15 protein-coding genes are annotated in these 17,963 nt (G+C 58.0%); 5 read left to right on the top strand and 10 right to left on the bottom strand.

Annotation, left to right across the window (positions count from 1 at the left end; genetic code table 11):
• Positions 1–8 precede the first annotated feature (8 nt).
• Positions 9–2,099 carry a 4-alpha-glucanotransferase gene (malQ, locus tag GO007_RS27095; protein WP_095105308.1) on the top strand — a complete coding sequence of 697 codons (2,091 nt, stop codon included), beginning with the start codon at positions 9–11 and terminating at the stop codon, positions 2,097–2,099.
• A gap of 116 nt (positions 2,100–2,215) precedes the next feature.
• Here the strand turns inward: malQ and gntT are convergent, their stop codons facing one another.
• From gntT to gntX, 3 genes are all read right to left on the bottom strand, one after another.
• Positions 2,216–3,532, bottom strand: coding sequence for a gluconate transporter (gntT, locus tag GO007_RS27090; protein ID WP_095105307.1), 1,317 nt, complete (start codon positions 3,530–3,532; stop codon positions 2,216–2,218).
• 351 nt (positions 3,533–3,883) lie between these two features.
• Complete coding sequence (gene nfuA / locus GO007_RS27085) at positions 3,884–4,459, bottom strand: Fe-S biogenesis protein NfuA (RefSeq protein ID WP_045854024.1); 576 nt, start codon at positions 4,457–4,459, stop codon at positions 3,884–3,886.
• A 58-nt stretch (positions 4,460–4,517) separates the two neighbouring features.
• On the bottom strand, positions 4,518–5,192 hold the full coding sequence (gene gntX, locus GO007_RS27080; RefSeq protein ID WP_095105306.1) for a DNA utilization protein GntX: 675 nt from the start codon (positions 5,190–5,192) through the stop codon (positions 4,518–4,520).
• A gap of 39 nt (positions 5,193–5,231) precedes the next feature.
• Here gntX and bioH point away from each other — a divergent pair, with 39 nt between their 5' ends.
• A complete protein-coding gene (gene bioH / locus GO007_RS27075; RefSeq protein WP_095105305.1) occupies positions 5,232–6,014 on the top strand; it encodes a pimeloyl-ACP methyl ester esterase BioH in 783 nt (260 codons plus the stop codon).
• 110 nt (positions 6,015–6,124) lie between these two features.
• Positions 6,125–6,394: a YdgH/BhsA/McbA-like domain containing protein gene (locus tag GO007_RS27070; protein ID WP_095105303.1), complete on the top strand. Its 270-nt coding sequence runs from the start codon at positions 6,125–6,127 to the stop codon at positions 6,392–6,394.
• A 61-nt stretch (positions 6,395–6,455) separates the two neighbouring features.
• On the opposite strand, the gene feoC is transcribed toward GO007_RS27070, so the two are convergent.
• From feoC to greB, 5 genes are all read right to left on the bottom strand, one after another.
• A complete protein-coding gene (feoC, locus tag GO007_RS27065; protein WP_095105301.1) occupies positions 6,456–6,692 on the bottom strand; it encodes a [Fe-S]-dependent transcriptional repressor FeoC in 237 nt (78 codons plus the stop codon).
• 9 nt (positions 6,693–6,701) lie between these two features.
• Entirely contained in the window at positions 6,702–9,020 is a 2,319-nt protein-coding gene (feoB, locus tag GO007_RS27060) for a Fe(2+) transporter permease subunit FeoB (RefSeq protein WP_095105300.1), read from the bottom strand.
• Between the two features lie 29 nt (positions 9,021–9,049).
• Positions 9,050–9,277: a ferrous iron transporter A gene (feoA, locus tag GO007_RS27055; RefSeq protein WP_095105298.1), complete on the bottom strand. Its 228-nt coding sequence runs from the start codon at positions 9,275–9,277 to the stop codon at positions 9,050–9,052.
• Positions 9,278–9,680: 403 nt separating this feature from the next.
• Positions 9,681–12,008, bottom strand: a complete 2,328-nt coding sequence (locus GO007_RS27050) for a Tex family protein (RefSeq protein WP_095105297.1) — start codon at positions 12,006–12,008, stop codon at positions 9,681–9,683.
• Between the two features lie 151 nt (positions 12,009–12,159).
• Positions 12,160–12,633, bottom strand: a complete 474-nt coding sequence (gene greB, locus GO007_RS27045) for a transcription elongation factor GreB (RefSeq protein ID WP_095105296.1) — start codon at positions 12,631–12,633, stop codon at positions 12,160–12,162.
• Positions 12,634–12,880: 247 nt separating this feature from the next.
• Between greB and ompR the strand changes: the two genes are divergently transcribed.
• The gene (gene ompR / locus GO007_RS27040; RefSeq protein WP_001157751.1) at positions 12,881–13,600 is read left to right on the top strand and encodes an osmolarity response regulator transcription factor OmpR; all 720 of its coding nucleotides are present in this window, start codon (positions 12,881–12,883) and stop codon (positions 13,598–13,600) included.
• A complete protein-coding gene (gene envZ, locus GO007_RS27035; protein ID WP_095105295.1) occupies positions 13,597–14,958 on the top strand; it encodes a two-component system sensor histidine kinase EnvZ in 1,362 nt (453 codons plus the stop codon). Before ompR ends, envZ begins: the two co-directional genes overlap by 4 nt.
• Before the next feature lie 99 nt (positions 14,959–15,057).
• Here envZ and pckA read toward each other — a convergent pair whose 3' ends face one another.
• Together pckA and hslO are read right to left on the bottom strand one after the other, a co-directional pair.
• Positions 15,058–16,680 (bottom strand): phosphoenolpyruvate carboxykinase (ATP), encoded by a 1,623-nt coding sequence (gene pckA, locus GO007_RS27030; protein ID WP_095105293.1) that lies wholly within the window; start codon positions 16,678–16,680, stop codon positions 15,058–15,060.
• 360 nt (positions 16,681–17,040) lie between these two features.
• Positions 17,041–17,919, bottom strand: coding sequence for an Hsp33 family molecular chaperone HslO (hslO, locus tag GO007_RS27025; RefSeq protein ID WP_095105292.1), 879 nt, complete (start codon positions 17,917–17,919; stop codon positions 17,041–17,043).
• Positions 17,920–17,963: the final 44 nt, after the last annotated feature.

Genomic DNA, 17,963 nt, shown 5'->3' with positions numbered 1-17,963 from the left:
ACAGGCCTATGGAGACGAAACGCCTTGATAACGCCGCGCTAGCGGCGGGGATCAGCCCGAGCTACATCAACGCGCACGGCAAGCCGCAGTCGATTGCCGCGGTGACCAAGCAGCGTCTGCTTGATGCGATGCATCGTACGACAACCGCCGCGCAGGTGGCGGTTAACCCGCTGCCGAATGTACAGGTTTTCACCCACGGCAAAAAAATGTCGCTGCCGGTGGCCGGGCACGGTGAGTTTCAGTGGATCCTTACCACCGAAGAAGGGAAGCAGTATCAGGGGCAGGTAAAAGGTGGCGACACGCTGTCGCTGCCGACGAAGCTGCCGGAAGGCTATCATACCCTGACGCTCACCCGGGACGGCGACCGCTGGCACTGTCGGGCGATTGTCGCCCCCGTGCGCTGCTACGAGCCGCAGGCCCTGAAAGAGGGGCAGAAGCTGTGGGGCGCCTGCGTGCAGCTGTATACGCTGCGTTCGGAAAAAAACTGGGGGATTGGCGACTTCGGCGACCTGCGCGCGATGCTGCCGGAAATCGCTCAGCGAGGCGGGGCGTTTATTGGCCTCAACCCGATTCATGCGCTCTATCCGGCCAACCCGGAAAGCGCCAGCCCGTACAGCCCCTCCTCGCGCCGCTGGCTGAACGTTATCTATATCGACGTTAACGCGGTCGAAGATTTCCGCCTGAGCAAAGAGGCGCAGGCGTGGTGGCAGCTGCCGGCGACCCAGCAGGCTTTACGGGCGGCGCGGCAGACGGATGATGTTGACTACACCGCCGTCACGGCGTTGAAAATGACCGCGCTGCGCATGGCCTGGAAAGGCTTCTCTGCCCGCAGCGATGAGGCGATGACGGAGTTCCGTCAGTTCGTTCAGCGCGAAGGGGAAAGCCTCTACTGGCAGGCGGCGTTCGATGCGCTGCACGCGCGGCAGGTCCAGCAGGATCCGCTGCGCTGGGGCTGGCCGGCATGGCCAAAGGCGTATCAGGATATCTCCAGCCCGGAAGTGAAGGCTTTCTGTTCTGAGCACGCCGATGAGGTGGATTTTTACCTCTGGCTGCAGTGGCTGGCCTGTTCGCAGTTTGCCACCTGCTGGCACACCAGCCAGCGCGATGCGATGCCAATCGGCCTCTATCGCGACCTGGCGGTTGGCGTGGCGGAAGGTGGGTCTGAAACCTGGTGCGATCGCGAGCTCTACTGCCTGAAAGCCTCCGTAGGGGCTCCGCCGGATATTCTGGGCCCGCTCGGGCAAAACTGGGGCCTGCCGCCGATGGACCCGCATATCATCGTCGCCCGCGCCTATGAGCCGTTTATCGAGCTGCTGCGCGCCAATATGCAAAACTGCGGCGCGCTGCGTATCGACCACGTTATGTCGGTTCTTCGCCTGTGGTGGATCCCGTACGGCGAAACCGCCGATCACGGAGCCTACGTCCAGTATCCGGTAGACGATCTGCTGTCTATTCTGGCGCTGGAGAGTAAGCGTCATAGCTGCATGGTGATCGGTGAAGATCTTGGCACCGTGCCGGTGGAAATTGTCAGCAAGCTGCGTAAGAGTGGCGTCTACTCCTACAAAGTGCTGTACTTTGAAAATGACAATGAAAAGACGTTCCGTGCGCCGCAGACGTATCCGGAGCAATCAATGGCTGTGGCAACAACGCATGACCTGCCAACGCTGCGCGGCTACTGGGAAAGCGGCGACCTGACGCTCGGCAAATCTCTGGGACTCTATCCGGATGAAGTGGTGCTGCGTGGGTTATATCAGGACAGGGAGCTGGCGAAGCAGGGGCTGCTGAATGCGCTGCATCGGTACGGCTGCCTGCCTAAGCGCGCCGGACATAAAGCGTCGCTGATGACGATGACCTCAACCCTCAACCGCGGAATGCAGCGCTACATCGCCGACAGCAATAGCGCGCTGCTGGGCCTGCAGCCGGAGGACTGGCTGGAGATGGCCACGCCGGTTAACATTCCGGGCACCAGCACCGAGTATCCGAACTGGCGGCGTAAGCTTTCGACTTCGCTTGAGCAGATGTTTGCCGATGCGCAGGTCAATAAGCTGATCAAGGATTTAGACAAGCGTCGCAGGGCGGCGGCAAAGAAGAAACCGTAATGAGATCGTGCTTCCCCGGCGGCGGAGATTCGTCGCCGGGGAAGCGGCGAAAACAAACGATAAAAAGGCCGGGTAGCATCACGCATACCCGGCCTTTTTTTATGCTTAACCTACCCTTACACGACCATTCCCAGCAGCAGACAGCCTACCAGGCCGCAGACCGAGATAATCGTTTCCAGCATCGACCACGATCTAATGGTCTCGCCGATGGTCAGGTTGAAGTATTCCTTAAACAGCCAGAATCCCGGGTCGTTGACGTGGGAGAAAATCACGCTACCGGAGCCCACGGCGATAACCATTAGTTCCGGGCTGACGCCGGTGGTGGCGATCAGCGGAGCGGCAATACCGCCAGCGGTGATGGCGGCGACGGTCGCTGAACCCAGCGCAATACGCAGAACCGCCGCAATTGACCACGCCATAAACAGCGGAGACATGCTGGAACCATGCATCATCGAGGCGATGTACTTATCCATGCCGCTATCAACCAGAACCTGCTTAAAGGCGCCGCCGCCGCCGATAATCAGCAGCATCATGGCGATGATTTTAATCGACGAGGTCAGCGTTTCGTTGATCTGTTCCATCGAGCGGCCACGGTTAAGGCCAAAGGTAAACAGAGCAATCAGGACGGCGATCAGCGTTGCCATAACCGGGTCACCAAAGAACTCGGCCCAGGAGAGGAACGCGTGGCCTTTCGGCAGCACCATTTCGGCAACGGCACGCATCGCCATCAGCACGACCGGCACCAGAGAGGTCCAGACGCTGACGCCAAAGCCCGGCATCTCTTCGTCAGTGAAGGTCTTCGGGTTGTGCAGGCCTTCCGGAATCGGCTTATCGATATTTTTCAGGAAGCGGGCGAAGACCGGGCCGGCGAGGATCACGGTCGGGATTGCCAGCAGCGTACCGTACAGCAGGGTTTTACCCATATCGGCGTGGAAGATCGTGGCGATCGCCGTCGGGCCCGGGTGCGGCGGCAGGAAGCCGTGGGTAACGGAGAGCGCGGCCGCCATCGGAACGCCAACGTACAGCAGCGGGATGCGGGCTGATGCGGCGATGGTGAACACCAGCGGCAGCATGAGTACGAAGCCCACTTCATAGAACAGCGCGAAACCGACGGTGAAACCGGTCAGGACCACCGCCCACTGAATGTGCTTTTTGCCAAATTTAGCGATGAGCGTGGTGGCAATTCGCTGCGCGCCGCCGCAGTCCGCCAGCAGCTTGCCGAGCATAGCGCCGAAGCCCATGATCAGCGCGAGGCTGCCGAGGGTGCCCCCGACGCCGTTTTTGATGGATACGATGACTTTATCCAGAGGCATGCCCTGCATAAGCCCGACGGCGAGCGCCACCAGAACCAAAGCGATGAAGCCGTTCATTTTGAAGCGGATCATCAGCAGTAATAACAGGGCAACCCCGATAGCAACGATGACTAATGGCATAATTTACCTGGCCTTTCATTTGTTATGGGTAACGTAAAAAATCAATCTTGTTCCGTTTGCTCCTGGCGGGGATACAAACTGTGTGGCGCCATAAAATCGACTATCACTTCTTATCAGAAAGGATAGCTGGCTATTTTTATAGCAGCGGAGCCTGAGAGAGATGATACGGGTAACATATGAAGGTTGAGAATCACCCTGGCGGTGAATATTTTAAATATGAGACTTAAGTCATACTCTTTCGCGGGTTTTTTGCATGTGTAACTAGCGATAAAGCGGGCGGAGTAACGTCAGGAGGGGGCGGCCCGGCAGCAAAAGTACGGCCGGGCTGGGGAGTGCGGTATGGCGGGTTGCTTAGTAGTAGGAGTGCTCGCCGCGCTGATGCTCGGTCAGATCGCGCACGCCTTTCAGGTCCGGGAATTCGTTCAGCAGCTGCTTCTCGATCCCTTCCTTCAGGGTCACATCGACCATCGAGCAACCGTTACAGCCGCCGCCGAATTGCAGAATCGCCAGGTTGTCTTCGGTGATTTCCATCAGCGTAACGCGACCACCGTGGCCGGCCAGCTGCGGGTTGATCTGCGACTGGAGCATATATTCAACGCGTTCCATCAGCGGCGCGTCGTCGGACACTTTACGCATCTTGGCGTTTGGCGCTTTCAGCGTCAGCTGGGAGCCAAGCTGATCGGTCACGAAGTCGATTTCAGCATCTTCCAGATACGGCGCGCTGAGTTCGTCGACGTACGCGGTCAGCTGCTCAAACTTCAGCGTCGTGTCGGTGTCTTCCACCGCATCCGGTGGGCAGTAGGATACGCCGCACTCAGCGTTTGGGGTGCCGGGATTAATCACAAATACGCGAATTTGTGTCCCTTCTTCCTGATTTACCAGCAGTTTGGCAAAGTGCGCTTGTGCAGCATCGGAAATACGGATCATAGCGTTGGCCTAATAGTTGACTATTTTACTGGGTTATAATACGCCCATCAGCAGGGGTCTACAAGGTACGGCATATACACCATACCTGAACCGTCGCGGCGCCGTTTCGCAAAAGCAGGCGGGATATCTCGGCGACGGTGCTTCCGGTTGTGACGACATCATCCACAATGGCGATATGGTGACCCTGAACCGATAATTCAAGCTGAAACGCATTTTTCAGGTTCTGCTTGCGCAACCTCGCGGTGAGCTGGTGCTGGGTTGCAGTAGGGCGGTTGCGCCGCAGCGCGTCGCTGCGCCAGATAGCGCGCGTCCAGCGGGCCAGCGGACGGCACAGCAGGTCGCTCTGGTTAAAACCCCGCCGCCATTGCCGCCGCTGCCACAGCGGGACGCCGACAATCCGATCCGCACGAGGTAAGCCTTCGCTTTGGCGGATACGCAGCAGCAGCAGGCGAGCCAGCGCCGGGGCCAGCTCGGGGCGCCGGGTAAATTTCAGCTGATGGATCAGGCCGCTTAGCGGCGGAAGGTAGTCGCTGACGGCCACCAGCCGCTGCCACGGCGGAGGGTCCTGTATACAGCGCCCGCAGGGAACGGCGCTGACGCCGGCGGGTAGACCGCAGCGCGGACACCGCGGCAGCCGGGACGCCAGCGATGCGGCGCAGCGGGAGCAGAATCCCCAGCTGGCTATGGCCAGCGGCATTTGGCATAGCCAGCATAAGCCGTGTGCTGTTAGCATATTTCCCCCTCATATCTGGTGAAAAGAGAACAATAGCTGATGAACGACATCTGGTGGCAAACCTTGGGCAAAGGGAAGTGTCATCTTGTGCTGCTGCACGGATGGGGGCTGAATGCCGGGGTGTGGGATTGCATTACGCCGCAGCTGGCTTCGCACTTCACGCTGCATGTGGTTGACCTGCCGGGCTATGGTCGCAGCAGCGGCTTCGGCGCGCTGTCGCTGGAGGAGATGGCGCAGCAGGTGCTGGCAAAAGCCCCCGAGCAGGCCATCTGGCTGGGCTGGAGCCTGGGAGGCCTGGTAGCAAGCCAGATAGCCTTACAGCATCCGCAGCGCGTACTGGCGCTGGTTACCGTCGCTTCGTCCCCGAGCTTCAGCGCTCATGGCGATTGGCCGGGCATTAAACCGGAAGTGCTGAGCGGTTTTCAGCAGCAGCTCAGCGACGACTTTCAGCGTACCGTTGAGCGTTTTCTGGCCCTGCAAACGATGGGAACCGAAAGCGCGCGCCAGGATGCCCGAGCGCTGAAAAGCACCGTCCTGTCGCTACCGATGCCGTCGATAGCGGCGCTGAACGGCGGGCTGGAAATCCTGAAAACCGCCGATTTGCGCCAGCCGCTGGCCGCGCTGCCGATACCTTTTCTGCGGCTGTACGGTCGCCTGGACGGCCTGGTGCCGCGCAAAATCGTCCCTCTTCTCGATACGATGTGGGAAAAGAGTGAATCCATCGTCTTCGAAAAGGCGGCACATGCGCCGTTTATCTCGCATCCACACGACTTCTGCCAACCGCTGCTGGCGTTGAAAAACCGGTTGAGGAATTATTTTTAACCGCACGTGGTAAAAATCCGGGGCATAGCAATACTTAGGTTGTTGCGGCAGATGATTATTTCATTTCATCTCGGCGGCCTAAAAAAACAACCTAATGGAGAGTAGAGTCTATGAAATTTATTACGGCTATTTTGACATCTCTGGTGATTGGCAGTCTGTCGTTTGGCGCGTTCGCAGCGAAAGAAATTCAGAAAGATGAGGTCGCTACGCTGAAGCTGACCAAAGTCGGAAGCATCACCACCTCTAAAACGACCTCGCCGATGGATGCGAAGCGCGATCTGTCGAATAAGGCGGATGAGCTTGGTGGTAAATATTTCGTAGTCATTGCGGGTAACAAAAACGAAAGAACGGTTCACGCTAACGCAGACGTCTACAAATAATCCACTAAGCGGGTCCCTGGACCCGCTTCTCCCCGAAGGCGGCTTTACTCTTCACAACCCGTCAACGCAGCGACCACCACTCCTGTAAGCAGGCCTTTCCTTCCGGGCAGCTTTTGCAGCTGCCGGCCAGGCATTCTTCAGGGTCCTGGGCGATCCGCTGGACCTTGCCCATAGCCTCCAGGCGACTCAGCATCGCGTCAATCAGCGGCTGCGGCGCATGCAGGTGGGCGCTGAGCTGTGCGGCCGCCATACGCCCCTGCAGAGCCAGCATATCGCGTACTTCAATCAACGACGCCATCATCACTCCTTAGTGGCAATCACCGGCCGGGCTCTGGCAGCACGACGACGGCGTTTTGCGCGTGGCCAGCAGCGAGATGTCGACCCGACTGCGCGCGCGACGGAGCAGGCCAAAGAGCACGACGTTGAACAGCACGACGGCGAGGATGCACACCAGGCTGTAGCGCGGGTGCTGGCTAAAGCTCACGGTCTGATAGTAGAGGGTGGAGAGCGACCAGGCGATGTTCAGCCCCCACAGGATGGAGAACGACATCCAGCCGCGGCTCGATTCGCGGGCGACGGCACCCATCACCGAGATACACGGAATATAGAGCAGGACGAAAATCAGATAGCTGTACGCCGCGGCGGCACTGCCAAATTTGCTGCTCATCACGCCCATAGCGCCGGTGGCCATTTCGCCATCGCCCTTGCTGGCTTCAATCGGGTTCGCCAGCACGCTCAGGCTGAAGGTATCTTTCAGGCTCTGCCAGGTTTCATCCGCTGCCGCCAGCAGCTCGTCGCCGAGGCTAAAGGTCTGCGGATTAAACGCTTCGTTTTGAATGTCTTCCGCGGTATAGAGCGTATTTAGCGTGCCGACCACCACTTCTTTGGCCATTGCGCCGGTGAACAGCCCGACCGTCGCCTGCCAGTTGTCTTCATGAATGCCAATCGGCTTAAACAGCGGGGTGATGACCCGGCTGACCGACGCCAGCGCCGAGTCGTTAATGTTATCCACCAGCCTGCCGCTGAGCGAGAAGCTGTTCAGCGCGCTGAGGAAGATGCTGACGATCACAATGACTTTACCCGCCCGCAGCACGAAGCCTTTCAGGCGCTGCCAGGTCTGAATGACCAGGCTTTTGATATGCGGTACGTGATATACCGGCAGCTCCATCACGAACGGCGAGGCTTCGCCGCGCATAATGGTGTGTTTGAGCATCAGGCCGGTGAGGATCGCCATCACGATGCCCAGCAGGTACAGCGAGAAGACCGCCAGCGCGCCGTTTTGACCAAAGAAGGCCGCGGCGAAGACGGCGAAGATAGCCAGCCGCGCGCCGCAGGACATAAACGGCGCCATCATGATCGTCATCAGGCGCTCGCGCGGCGCATCCAGCGTACGCGCGCCCATCACCGACGGCACGTTGCAGCCGAAGCCGACAATCAGCGGCACGAAGGATTTCCCCGGCAGGCCCAGCGCCTGCATCAGGCGATCCATTACGAACGCCGCGCGTGCCATATAGCCGGAGTCTTCGAGGAAGGAGAGGAACAGGTACATCATGCCGATTTGCGGCACCAGCGGCAGCACGGTGTTGATACCGCCGCCGATCCCCTGGGCGAGGAACACGGTCAGCCAATCCGGGAGATGCAGGGTATAGCCCAGCCACTGAATGCCGTGGATAAAGATAGCCACCGATCCGGCGTCGAATATCGGCTGCAGCGCGCCGCCGATGTTGATGGCCAGTAAAAACATCAGATACATAACGAACAGAAAAATGGGCAGCCCAAGCACCCGGTTGAGGATGATTTTATCCATCGCGGTGGTGAAGCGGCTCGGCTCGGCGGTCAGCGTGTTGCTGACGGCGTCGCAGATGGCGGCAATGCTCTGGTAGCGGGCATCGGCAATATGCAGCGCCGGATCGTCAATCTCTTTGCTCAGGTTCGCAACGGCGGCGTCGAGCTTATCGGCGGCGTCGCCCGCGTAGGCACGGCTGTAGATATCGCCTTCCAGCATCTGCAGGCCGAGCCAGCAGCGCTGACGCTGCGAAATGTCGCGGGACATGGCCTGCGCCAGTTTTTCCGCCTCGCGCAGCAGCGGCTGCGGATAGTGCACCAGCTCAATCTCTTTATTTTTCTGGTGACGATCGATAGCCATCTTCAAGGCTTCGATACCGCGGCCGCGGGTCGACACCAGCGGGATAACCGGGCAGCCAAGGCGGGCGGAGAGGGCGTCGACGTCGATGCGAATTTTCTGCTTCTCGGCAATATCCAGCATGTTCAGGGCGACGACGCAGGGGATCCCCAGCTCCAGCAGCTGGAGCGTCAGGTAGAGGTTGCGCTCAAGGTTTGACGCATCCACGACGTTAATCAGCAGATCGGCGTCGCCGCTGAGAATATAGTGGCAGGCAATCTGCTCATCCAGCGAGGTTTGCGAGGAGATGGTGGTCAGCGAATAGGTGCCGGGCAGGTCAACCAGCGTGACCTGATTATCCGTCGTGGTAAAGGCTCCCTCTTTACGCTCGACGGTCACGCCAGCCCAATTCCCCACGCGCTGGCGCGCGCCGGTAAGCTGATTAAATAACGTGGTCTTGCCGGAGTTAGGATTACCAATTAAACCAATGGTTAATTTTTTCATATTTCAGACTCTTATTGCCGGGCCGGACGTTATTGTGCAACCGCTTCCAGTTCTATTAAATCGAGATCTTTTTTACGTAATACCAAGCTCACGCGCCGGGTTTCGATATGAACAGGATCGCCAAGCGGCGCCACGCGTACCACGTTAAAAGAAGAGCCAGGCAACATGCCAAGAGATAACAGTTTCTGCCGATAAGCCGGGCTTATTTCGCGAGAGAAACCGGTGATTTTCCACGCGCTATCAGGAGTGAATTGCATAGGGCCTACTTATATATCGCTAACTGAACGAGAGTTTACCGTGCGCAGCGGTCATGCGGCACCGGGGAGCATAGCCAATGAAGATAAATTCATACTGCAAATAATGATAATGAGAATAGTTTTTATCATCAATACATAACTGGCGTAATAATAGACTTTGTGCGGAAATTTACTGTTTTATTGATATGACTCAAGGTCTGTGCGATAGCAATAAATAAATTAAATATTACATTCTGAAATTAATGTTTAATTAAGGTTTCATTGGTTAATGAAATGAAACCTTAATAAATAGAATTCCCTTCGCGTTTATTAACAGGTTACTGGAATTTATTGTGAAGCGTTTGCGCAATATTGCTGAGTGATTAGCAGGAGTTTGCCCCCCGGAACGGGGGGCAAAGAGAGGCTAGCGTTTTTTACCCATTGCCGCCGCCAGCGCATCCATCATTGCGCTATTGCCGTTCGACTGCGTTTCACGGCCGCGCGGTTTTGCCGCTTTTGCCGGCGGACGATTGCCCTGCGGGCGCTCGCTGCCGCCGCGGCGCGCGTTGCTCTCGCCAGGCTGTTCATCCAGGCGCATCGTCAGGGCAATACGCTTACGCTGCAGGTCAACTTCCATCACCTTAACCTGGACGATATCACCCGCTTTGACCACGGTATGCGGGTCTTCAACGAACTTATTCGATAGCGATGATATGTGCACCAGGCCATCCTGGTGCACGCCGATATCGACAAACGCGCCAAAGTTGGTGACGTTGGTGACCGCCCCTTCCAGCACCATGCCCGGCAGCAGATCGTTCATGGTTTCTACGCCATCAGCGAACTTCGCGGTTTTGAATTCCGGACGCGGATCGCGGCCCGGTTTTTCCAGCTCTTTGATGATGTCGGTCACCGTCGGAACGCCAAATTTCTCATCGGTGAACTCGCTGGCCTTGAGGTTGCGCAGCTCGCTGCTGTTACCCATCAGCTCTTTGAGCGCCTGCTGAGTAGCGGCCAGAATCCGCTCTACGATCGGATAGGCTTCCGGGTGCACGGTGGAGGCATCCAGCGGGTTATCGCCGTGGTTGATGCGCAGGAACCCCGCGCACTGCTCAAAGGCTTTGGGACCGAGGCGGCTCACCTTCAGCAGCTGCTGGCGGTTCTGGAACTGACCGTTTTCATCGCGCCAGGCGACGATGTTTTGCGCCATCATGCGGGTCAGCCCGGCGACGCGGGTGAGCAGCGGCACGGAGGCGGTATTCAGGTCAACGCCGACGGCGTTTACGCAGTCCTCAACCACCGCATCCAGCCTGCGCGCCAGCTGGGACTGGCTGACATCGTGCTGATACTGGCCCACGCCGATAGACTTCGGATCGATCTTCACCAGCTCGGCCAGCGGATCCTGCAGGCGGCGCGCGATAGATACGGCGCCGCGCAGGGAAACGTCAAGGTCCGGGAACTCCAGCGCCGCCAGCTCGGAGGCCGAATAAACCGACGCCCCCGCTTCGCTGACGATCACCTTCTGCGCGGTGACCTTCGGGAACTGCTGCTGCACGTCGAGGAAGAAGCGTTCGGTTTCGCGCGATGCGGTGCCGTTACCGATAGCGACCAGCTCAACGTTGTGCTTTTGACAGAGCCCGGCGACCGCCACCGCGGCTTTAGCCGCCTGGCCGGTATGCGGATAGATGGTGTCGGTGGCGACCAGCTTGCCGGTGCCGTCAACGACCGCCACCTTCACGCCGGTACGCAGGCCCGGATCGAGACCCATCGTCGCGCGCAGCCCCGCGGGCGCCGCCATCAGCAGGTCGTGCAGGTTGCGCGCAAAGACGTTGATGGCTTCATCTTCCGCGCGTTCGCGTACGGTGCCCATCAGCTCGGTTTCGAGATGCATCAGGACCTTGATGCGCCATGTCCAGCTCACCACCCCTTTACGCCAGCTATCTGCCGGAGCGTTGTTCAGGCGCAGGCCGAGATGGCTGATAATGATCTGCTCGCAGTGGCTCTCTTTCGGCGGCTCGTCGAACTGCGGATCGGCGTTCAGGGCCAGCTGCAGGATGCCTTCGTTGCGGCCGCGGAACATCGCCAGCGCGCGGTGTGAAGGCACGGTTGAAATCGGTTCATGATGATCGAAGTAGTCGCGGAACTTCGCGCCTTCCTCTTCTTTCCCGCTGACCACGGTAGCGACCAGATGCGCGTTCTTCCACAGATAGTCGCGCACTTTTGCCAGCAGCCCGGCATCTTCAGCAAAGCGCTCCATCAGGATATAGCGCGCGCCGTCGAGGGCGGCCTTGGTATCCGCCACGCCGCTATCGGCATTGATAAATTTGGCGGCTTCGGCTTCCGGATCGTGGGACGGGTCGTTCCACAGCAGGTCCGCCAGCGGCTCCAGCCCGGCTTCGATAGCGATTTGCCCACGGGTGCGGCGCTTGGGTTTATACGGCAGGTAAAGGTCTTCGAGCTCGGTTTTGCTCAGGGTGGTGGTGATGGCTTTTTCCAGCGCATCGGTCAATTTACCCTGCTCCCCGATCGATTTGAGGATCGACTGACGGCGGTCTTCCAGCTCGCGAAGATAGCCGAGGCGGGTTTCCAGATTACGCAGCTGCGTGTCATCCAGACCGCCGGTGACTTCTTTACGATAACGTGCAATAAACGGCACGGTGTTCCCTTCATCAAGCAGGCGAACGGCAGCTTCTACCTGTTCAGACCTGGCCTGAAGTTCACCCGCAATAATGCGGCAGAGCGAATCATTCATCATGGCTTGGTTTCATCTACTGGATCAAAAAATCAGGGGATAGTTATACGGACTGACACCGCAAAATGCCAGTCGCGGCGGAGGTCTCTCGGAATCTTCCGGGCATAAACCCGGGAGCAAAGTGGCAAATAAAATAGCCCGAGGAGACGGGGGTCTATTTGACGTATTCAATTTCGTTAACGTACCAGCTGGCTTCGCCGGCGGGCGTCTGGACGGTAGCCAGGTCGCCGACCTCTTTTTTCAGCAGGGCGCGGGCCATGGGCGAGTCGATGGAGATATAGTCTTTGCGGCCGAAGATTTCGTCGTAACCGACGATGCGAAAGCGCTTGCTGTCGCCGCTATCGTTTTCAATCTCGACCCACGCGCCGAAGAACACTTTGCCCTCCTGCTGCGGGGAGTAATCAACGATCTTCAGATTCTCAAGACATTTGCTTAGATAACGCACCCGGCGGTCAATTTCGCGCAGGCGTTTTTTATTATACTGATAGTCGGCGTTTTCACTGCGGTCGCCAAGACTTGCCGCCCAGGTAACTTTTTTAGTGACTTCAGGGCGCTCTTCGCGCCATAGATAGTCCATCTCTTTTTTAAGTTTTTCATACCCTTCACGGGTAATCAGCGGCGTTTTCATTAATCGTTCTACCTTCTGATTGTCGGGTATTGCGCAGGGTTCTGTGCTGCTGCGCACGGTTCGTAGCGCGTAATAATACCGACAGGATAAATAATGTGTCGTATGATTAAATGTATACTTAAGCTGCTGTTAAATATGCTTTGTAACAATTTAGCCTGGAATATATACCAGATTTAGCTGGTGAGCGGCACGGGCTTTTTTGAGAATACGCACTGACAATTGCAGTGAACCTTTGGGAGTATAAACAATGCAAGAGAATTATAAGATTCTGGTTGTCGATGACGACATGCGCCTGCGCGCGCTGCTCGAGCGTTATCTGACCGAGCAGGGCTTCCAGGTTCGAAGCGTAGCCAACGCCGAACAGATGGATCGCCTGCTGACCCGCGAGTCCTTCCACCTGATGGTGCTGGATTTGATGCTGCCTGGCGAAGATGGCCTGTCCATCTGCCGTCGCCTGCGGAGCCAGAGCAACCCGATGCCGATCATTATGGTGACGGCGAAAGGGGAAGAAGTTGACCGTATCGTTGGCCTGGAGATCGGCGCTGACGACTACATTCCCAAACCCTTCAACCCGCGCGAGCTGCTGGCGCGTATCCGCGCCGTGCTGCGCCGTCAGGCGAATGAGCTGCCGGGCGCGCCATCGCAGGAAGAGGCGGTTATCGCTTTTGGTAAATTCAAGCTTAACCTCGGCACCCGCGAGATGTTCCGTGAAGATGAGCCTATGCCGCTGACCAGCGGTGAGTTTGCGGTGCTGAAGGCGCTGGTGAGCCACCCGCGCGAGCCGCTCTCCCGCGATAAGCTGATGAACCTTGCCCGCGGCCGCGAATACTCGGCAATGGAGCGCTCCATCGATGTGCAAATCTCCCGCCTGCGCCGCATGGTGGAAGAGGACCCGGCACATCCGCGCTATATCCAGACCGTGTGGGGCCTTGGCTACGTCTTCGTACCGGACGGCTCTAAGGCATGAAACGCGTGCGCTTTTCGCCGCGAAGTTCGTTTGCTCGCACCCTGTTGCTGATTGTCACCCTGCTGTTCGTCAGCCTGGTGACGACCTATCTGGTGGTGCTGAATTTCGCGATCCTGCCGAGTCTGCAGCAGTTTAATAAGGTTCTGGCCTACGAAGTCCGTATGCTGATGACCGATAAACTGCAGCTCGAGGATGGCACCCAGCTGGTGGTGCCTCCGGCTTTTCGTCGCGAGATTTATCGGGAGCTGGGCATTTCGCTCTATTCCAACGAAGCGGCGGAAGATGCGGGTTTGCGCTGGGCGCAGCATTACGAATTTTTAAGTCAGCAGATGGCGCACCAGCTCGGCGGGCCAACCGAAGTGCGGGTCGAGGTCAACAAAAGCTCGCCGGTGGTGTGGCTGAAAACCTGGCTCTCCCCCAATATCTGGGTGCGCGTCCCGCTGACGGAAATCCATCAGGGCGATTTCTCGCCGCTGTTCCGCTATACCCTGGCGATTATGCTGCTGGCGATTGGCGGAGCCTGGCTCTTTATCCGTATTCAGAACCGACCGCTGGTTGACCTTGAGCACGCGGCGCTGCAGGTTGGGCGGGGCATTATTCCGCCGCCGCTGCGGGAGTACGGGGCGTCAGAGGTCCGCTCGGTGACCCGCGCCTTCAACCATATGGCCGCGGGCGTTAAGCAGCTGGCTGACGATCGCACGCTGCTGATGGCCGGCGTTAGCCACGATCTGCGCACGCCGCTGACGCGTATTCGTCTGGCGACTGAGATGATGGCGGCAGAAGACGGTTACCTTGCCGAGTCGATTAATAAAGATATCGAAGAGTGCAACGCCATCATTGAGCAGTTTATTGACTATCTGCGTACCGGGCAGGAGATGCCGATGGAGCTGGCGGACCTTAACTCGGTGCTGGGTGAGGTTATCGCGGCGGAAAGCGGCTATGAACGCGAGATTGCCACCGACCTGCAGGCGGGAGAGATCCCGCTGCGCATCCATCCTCTGTCCATCAAGCGCGCGCTGGCCAATATGGTGGTGAACGCCGCGCGCTACGGCAACGGTTGGATTAAGGTCAGCAGCGGAAGTGAAGCAAGCAGCGCGTGGTTCCAGGTTGAGGACGATGGTCCTGGCATCAAGCCGGAGCAGCGCGAGCACCTGTTCCAGCCGTTTGTTCGCGGCGATAGCGCCCGCAGCACCAGCGGTACCGGTCTGGGGCTGGCCATCGTGCAGCGCATTATCGATAACCATAACGGTCGGCTGGAGATAGGTTCCAGCGAGCGGGGCGGGCTGTTGATTCGCGCATGGCTGCCGATCCCCGTCCATCGCGCTCTGGCGCCGGCGAGACCGGGCAAAGAGAGCTGATCGCGCTCTGCGCCGATCGTCATCGTCAGCCGGGGAAATGAGCAACGGGGCATAAAAAAGCCGGGCAGCGCCCGGCTTTTGCTTAACGCGGGTTCACGCTTAGCGTTTCGGCCCTGCGGCAACCAGCGCCGCGCCTGCCGGCGTATCGGTATACTTCTCGAAGTTTTCCACAAACAGCTTCGCCAGCTGCTCTGCCTTTTCCTGCCACTGTTCCGGAGAACCGTAGGTGTTGCGCGGATCGAGGATATGGGTATCCACGCCCGGCAGCTCGGTCGGGATCTGCAGGTCGAACATCGGCAGCGTGAAGGTTTCCGCATCATCCAGCGAACCGTTAAGGATCGCGTCGATGATCGCGCGGGTATCTTTAATCGAGATACGCTTGCCGGTGCCGTTCCAGCCGGTGTTCACCAGGTATGCCTGCGCCCCGGATGCCTGCATGCGCTTCACCAGCACCTCCGCGTACTGCGTCGGGTGTAGCGACAGGAAGGCGGCGCCGAAGCAGGCGGAGAAGGTCGGCGTCGGCTCAGTCACGCCGCGCTCGGTTCCCGCGAGCTTGGCGGTAAAGCCGGAGAGGAAGTGGTACTGCGTCTGATCGGCAGTCAGGCGCGATACCGGCGGCAGTACGCCAAACGCATCGGCCGTCAGGAAGATAACCTTGGTGGCATGACCCGCTTTAGATACCGGCTTAACAATATTCTCGATGTGATTGATCGGGTAGGAGACGCGGGTATTCTCTGTCTTTGAACCGTCATCAAAATCGACGGTACCGTCCGGGCGAACGACGACGTTTTCCAGCAGCGCGTCGCGGCGAATGGCGTGGTAGATATCAGGCTCAGCGGCTTCGGAAAGCTTAATGGTCTTCGCGTAGCAGCCGCCTTCGAAGTTAAACACGCCGTCGTCATCCCAGCCGTGTTCGTCATCGCCAATCAGGCGGCGCTTCGGATCGGTGGAAAGGGTGGTTTTACCGGTGCCGGAGAGGCCGAAGAAGACGGCGACATCGCCTTTTTCACCGACGTTGGCCGAGCAGTGCATTGACGCGATGCCCTGCAGCGGCAGCAGGTAGTTCATGATCGAGAACATCCCTTTTTTCATTTCGCCGCCGTACCAGGTCCCGCCAATCAGCTGGATACGCTCGGTCAGGTTAAAGGCGATGAAGTTCTCTGAGTTCAGCCCCTGCTCCTGCCACTGCGGGTTGGTGCATTTCGCGCCGTTCATGACGATGAAATCCGGCTCAAATACCGCCAGCTCTTCATCCGTAGGGCGGATAAACATGTTTTTGACGAAGTGCGCCTGCCAGGCCACTTCGGTAATAAAGCGTACGCTCAGGCGGGTGTCGGCATTAGCGCCGCAGAAGGCGTCAACGATGAACAGACGCTTGCCGGAGAGTTGATGGGTAACCAGCCCCTTCAGGTGCTGCCAGGTCTCCTGTGAGAGCGGCTTGTTGTCGTTCTTGCCCTTACCCTTATCGGACCACCAGACGGTGTCACGGGTCGTGTCGTCGCGAACGATATATTTATCTTTCGGCGAACGGCCGGTGAAAATACCGGTATCGACAGCGATAGCACCAAGATTGGTTAATACGCCACGCTCATACCCTTCCAGATTGGGGTCGAGCTCCTCCTGATACAATGTGTCGTAGTCGGGATTGTGGACGATATCCTGGACGTCGTTGATACCATAAGCCTTGAGATCCTGCGGGGTTAAACCATTATTAACGCGCATGTCACTGCTCCTTAGCCAATATATACTGCTTTAAATTGTAGGGGTTATTGAGGGGTATAGACCGCGACCAGGCTCATAGATTTACGTATCTCGACAAACGCCTTGCTGACGGAAAACACGGTGACTCCTGTCACGAAACGGGTGGATTATCTCAGGAAATTGGCTATTGGTGGGGATAGATGTTTATTAATGGTTAAAAAGTAATTAAAAAAACTGCTGAACTGTGAATGTAATCGCTTTCCTGAAAGAAAATTACGTAACCCTTTCAGTCAGAATCGATTCATCTCGCGCGAAAAAAACTTGACGCCAGGAACGGCGGGGGGAGCAAACCCCCGGCGAAGCTCCTGGCGGGTGGGGCTATTAGTGAAGCTGGGGATCGGCCGGAGAAGCGTTATTGCGGATTTCAGCAATATCCATAGCGTTGAAGAGATAGTGATTGCCGCAGTAATCGCAGTGCATATCAATTTCGCCCTCGTCGGCCAGAATGCTATCAATCTCTTCATCCGGCAGCGTCTTCAGCGCGCCCGCACAGCGTTCGCGGGAGCAGGTACATTTGAACTCCACGTTCTGCGGATCGTAAACCGTGACCTCTTCTTCATGGTACAGGCGCCACAGGACATCGTTGGCCGGCAGGGTGAACAGCTCCTCGGCCTTAATGGTCTCCGTCAGGGTAGCCAGGTGCTCGAAATCAGCGGCCTGGGCGTCCTGCGCCGGCATCACCTGCAGCAGCATGCCGCCGGCCATCGGTTTTCCGTCATGTTCGCCGGTACGAATGATCAGGCGGGTCGGCAGCTGCTCCGAGCGCTGGAAGTAATCTTCCAGGCACGCGGCCAGGGTTTCGCCTTCCAGACCGACGACGCCCTGATAGCGCTCGCCCTCATCCGGAGAGATGGTAATGACCAGATACCCGTTACCCACCAGCGTTTTCAGATCGGCATCTTCCGGGATCTCGCCCTGGATGCGCGCGACGCCGCGCAGCTGCTGCTGGTTAGTGCCGTTAATCACCGCCAGAGAGAGGGGGCCGTCACCCTGGAGCTGCACGGTAATATCGCCGGCAAACTTCAGCGTTGCGGTCAGCAGGCTGGTGGCCACCAGCAGCTCCGCCAGCACGGTTTTGACCGGCTGCGGGTAGCTATGGTTAGCCAGAATTTGTTCCAGAGTTTCTGAAACGGTAACCAGCTCGCCGCGCACGGCATAGTTTTCAAACAGGTAACGATGTAATTGATCGTGTTGAGTCATAATAGTCTCTCTTGCTGGCAACAGCGGTGCCTGGCGTTCAGGCC

This window comes from Klebsiella sp. 10-1, assembly GCF_009758445.1.
Lineage (GTDB): Bacteria > Pseudomonadota > Gammaproteobacteria > Enterobacterales > Enterobacteriaceae > Klebsiella > Klebsiella scottii.
Note: the sequence above shows the minus strand (reverse complement) of the source record. Positions and strands in the feature narration are given on the sequence as shown.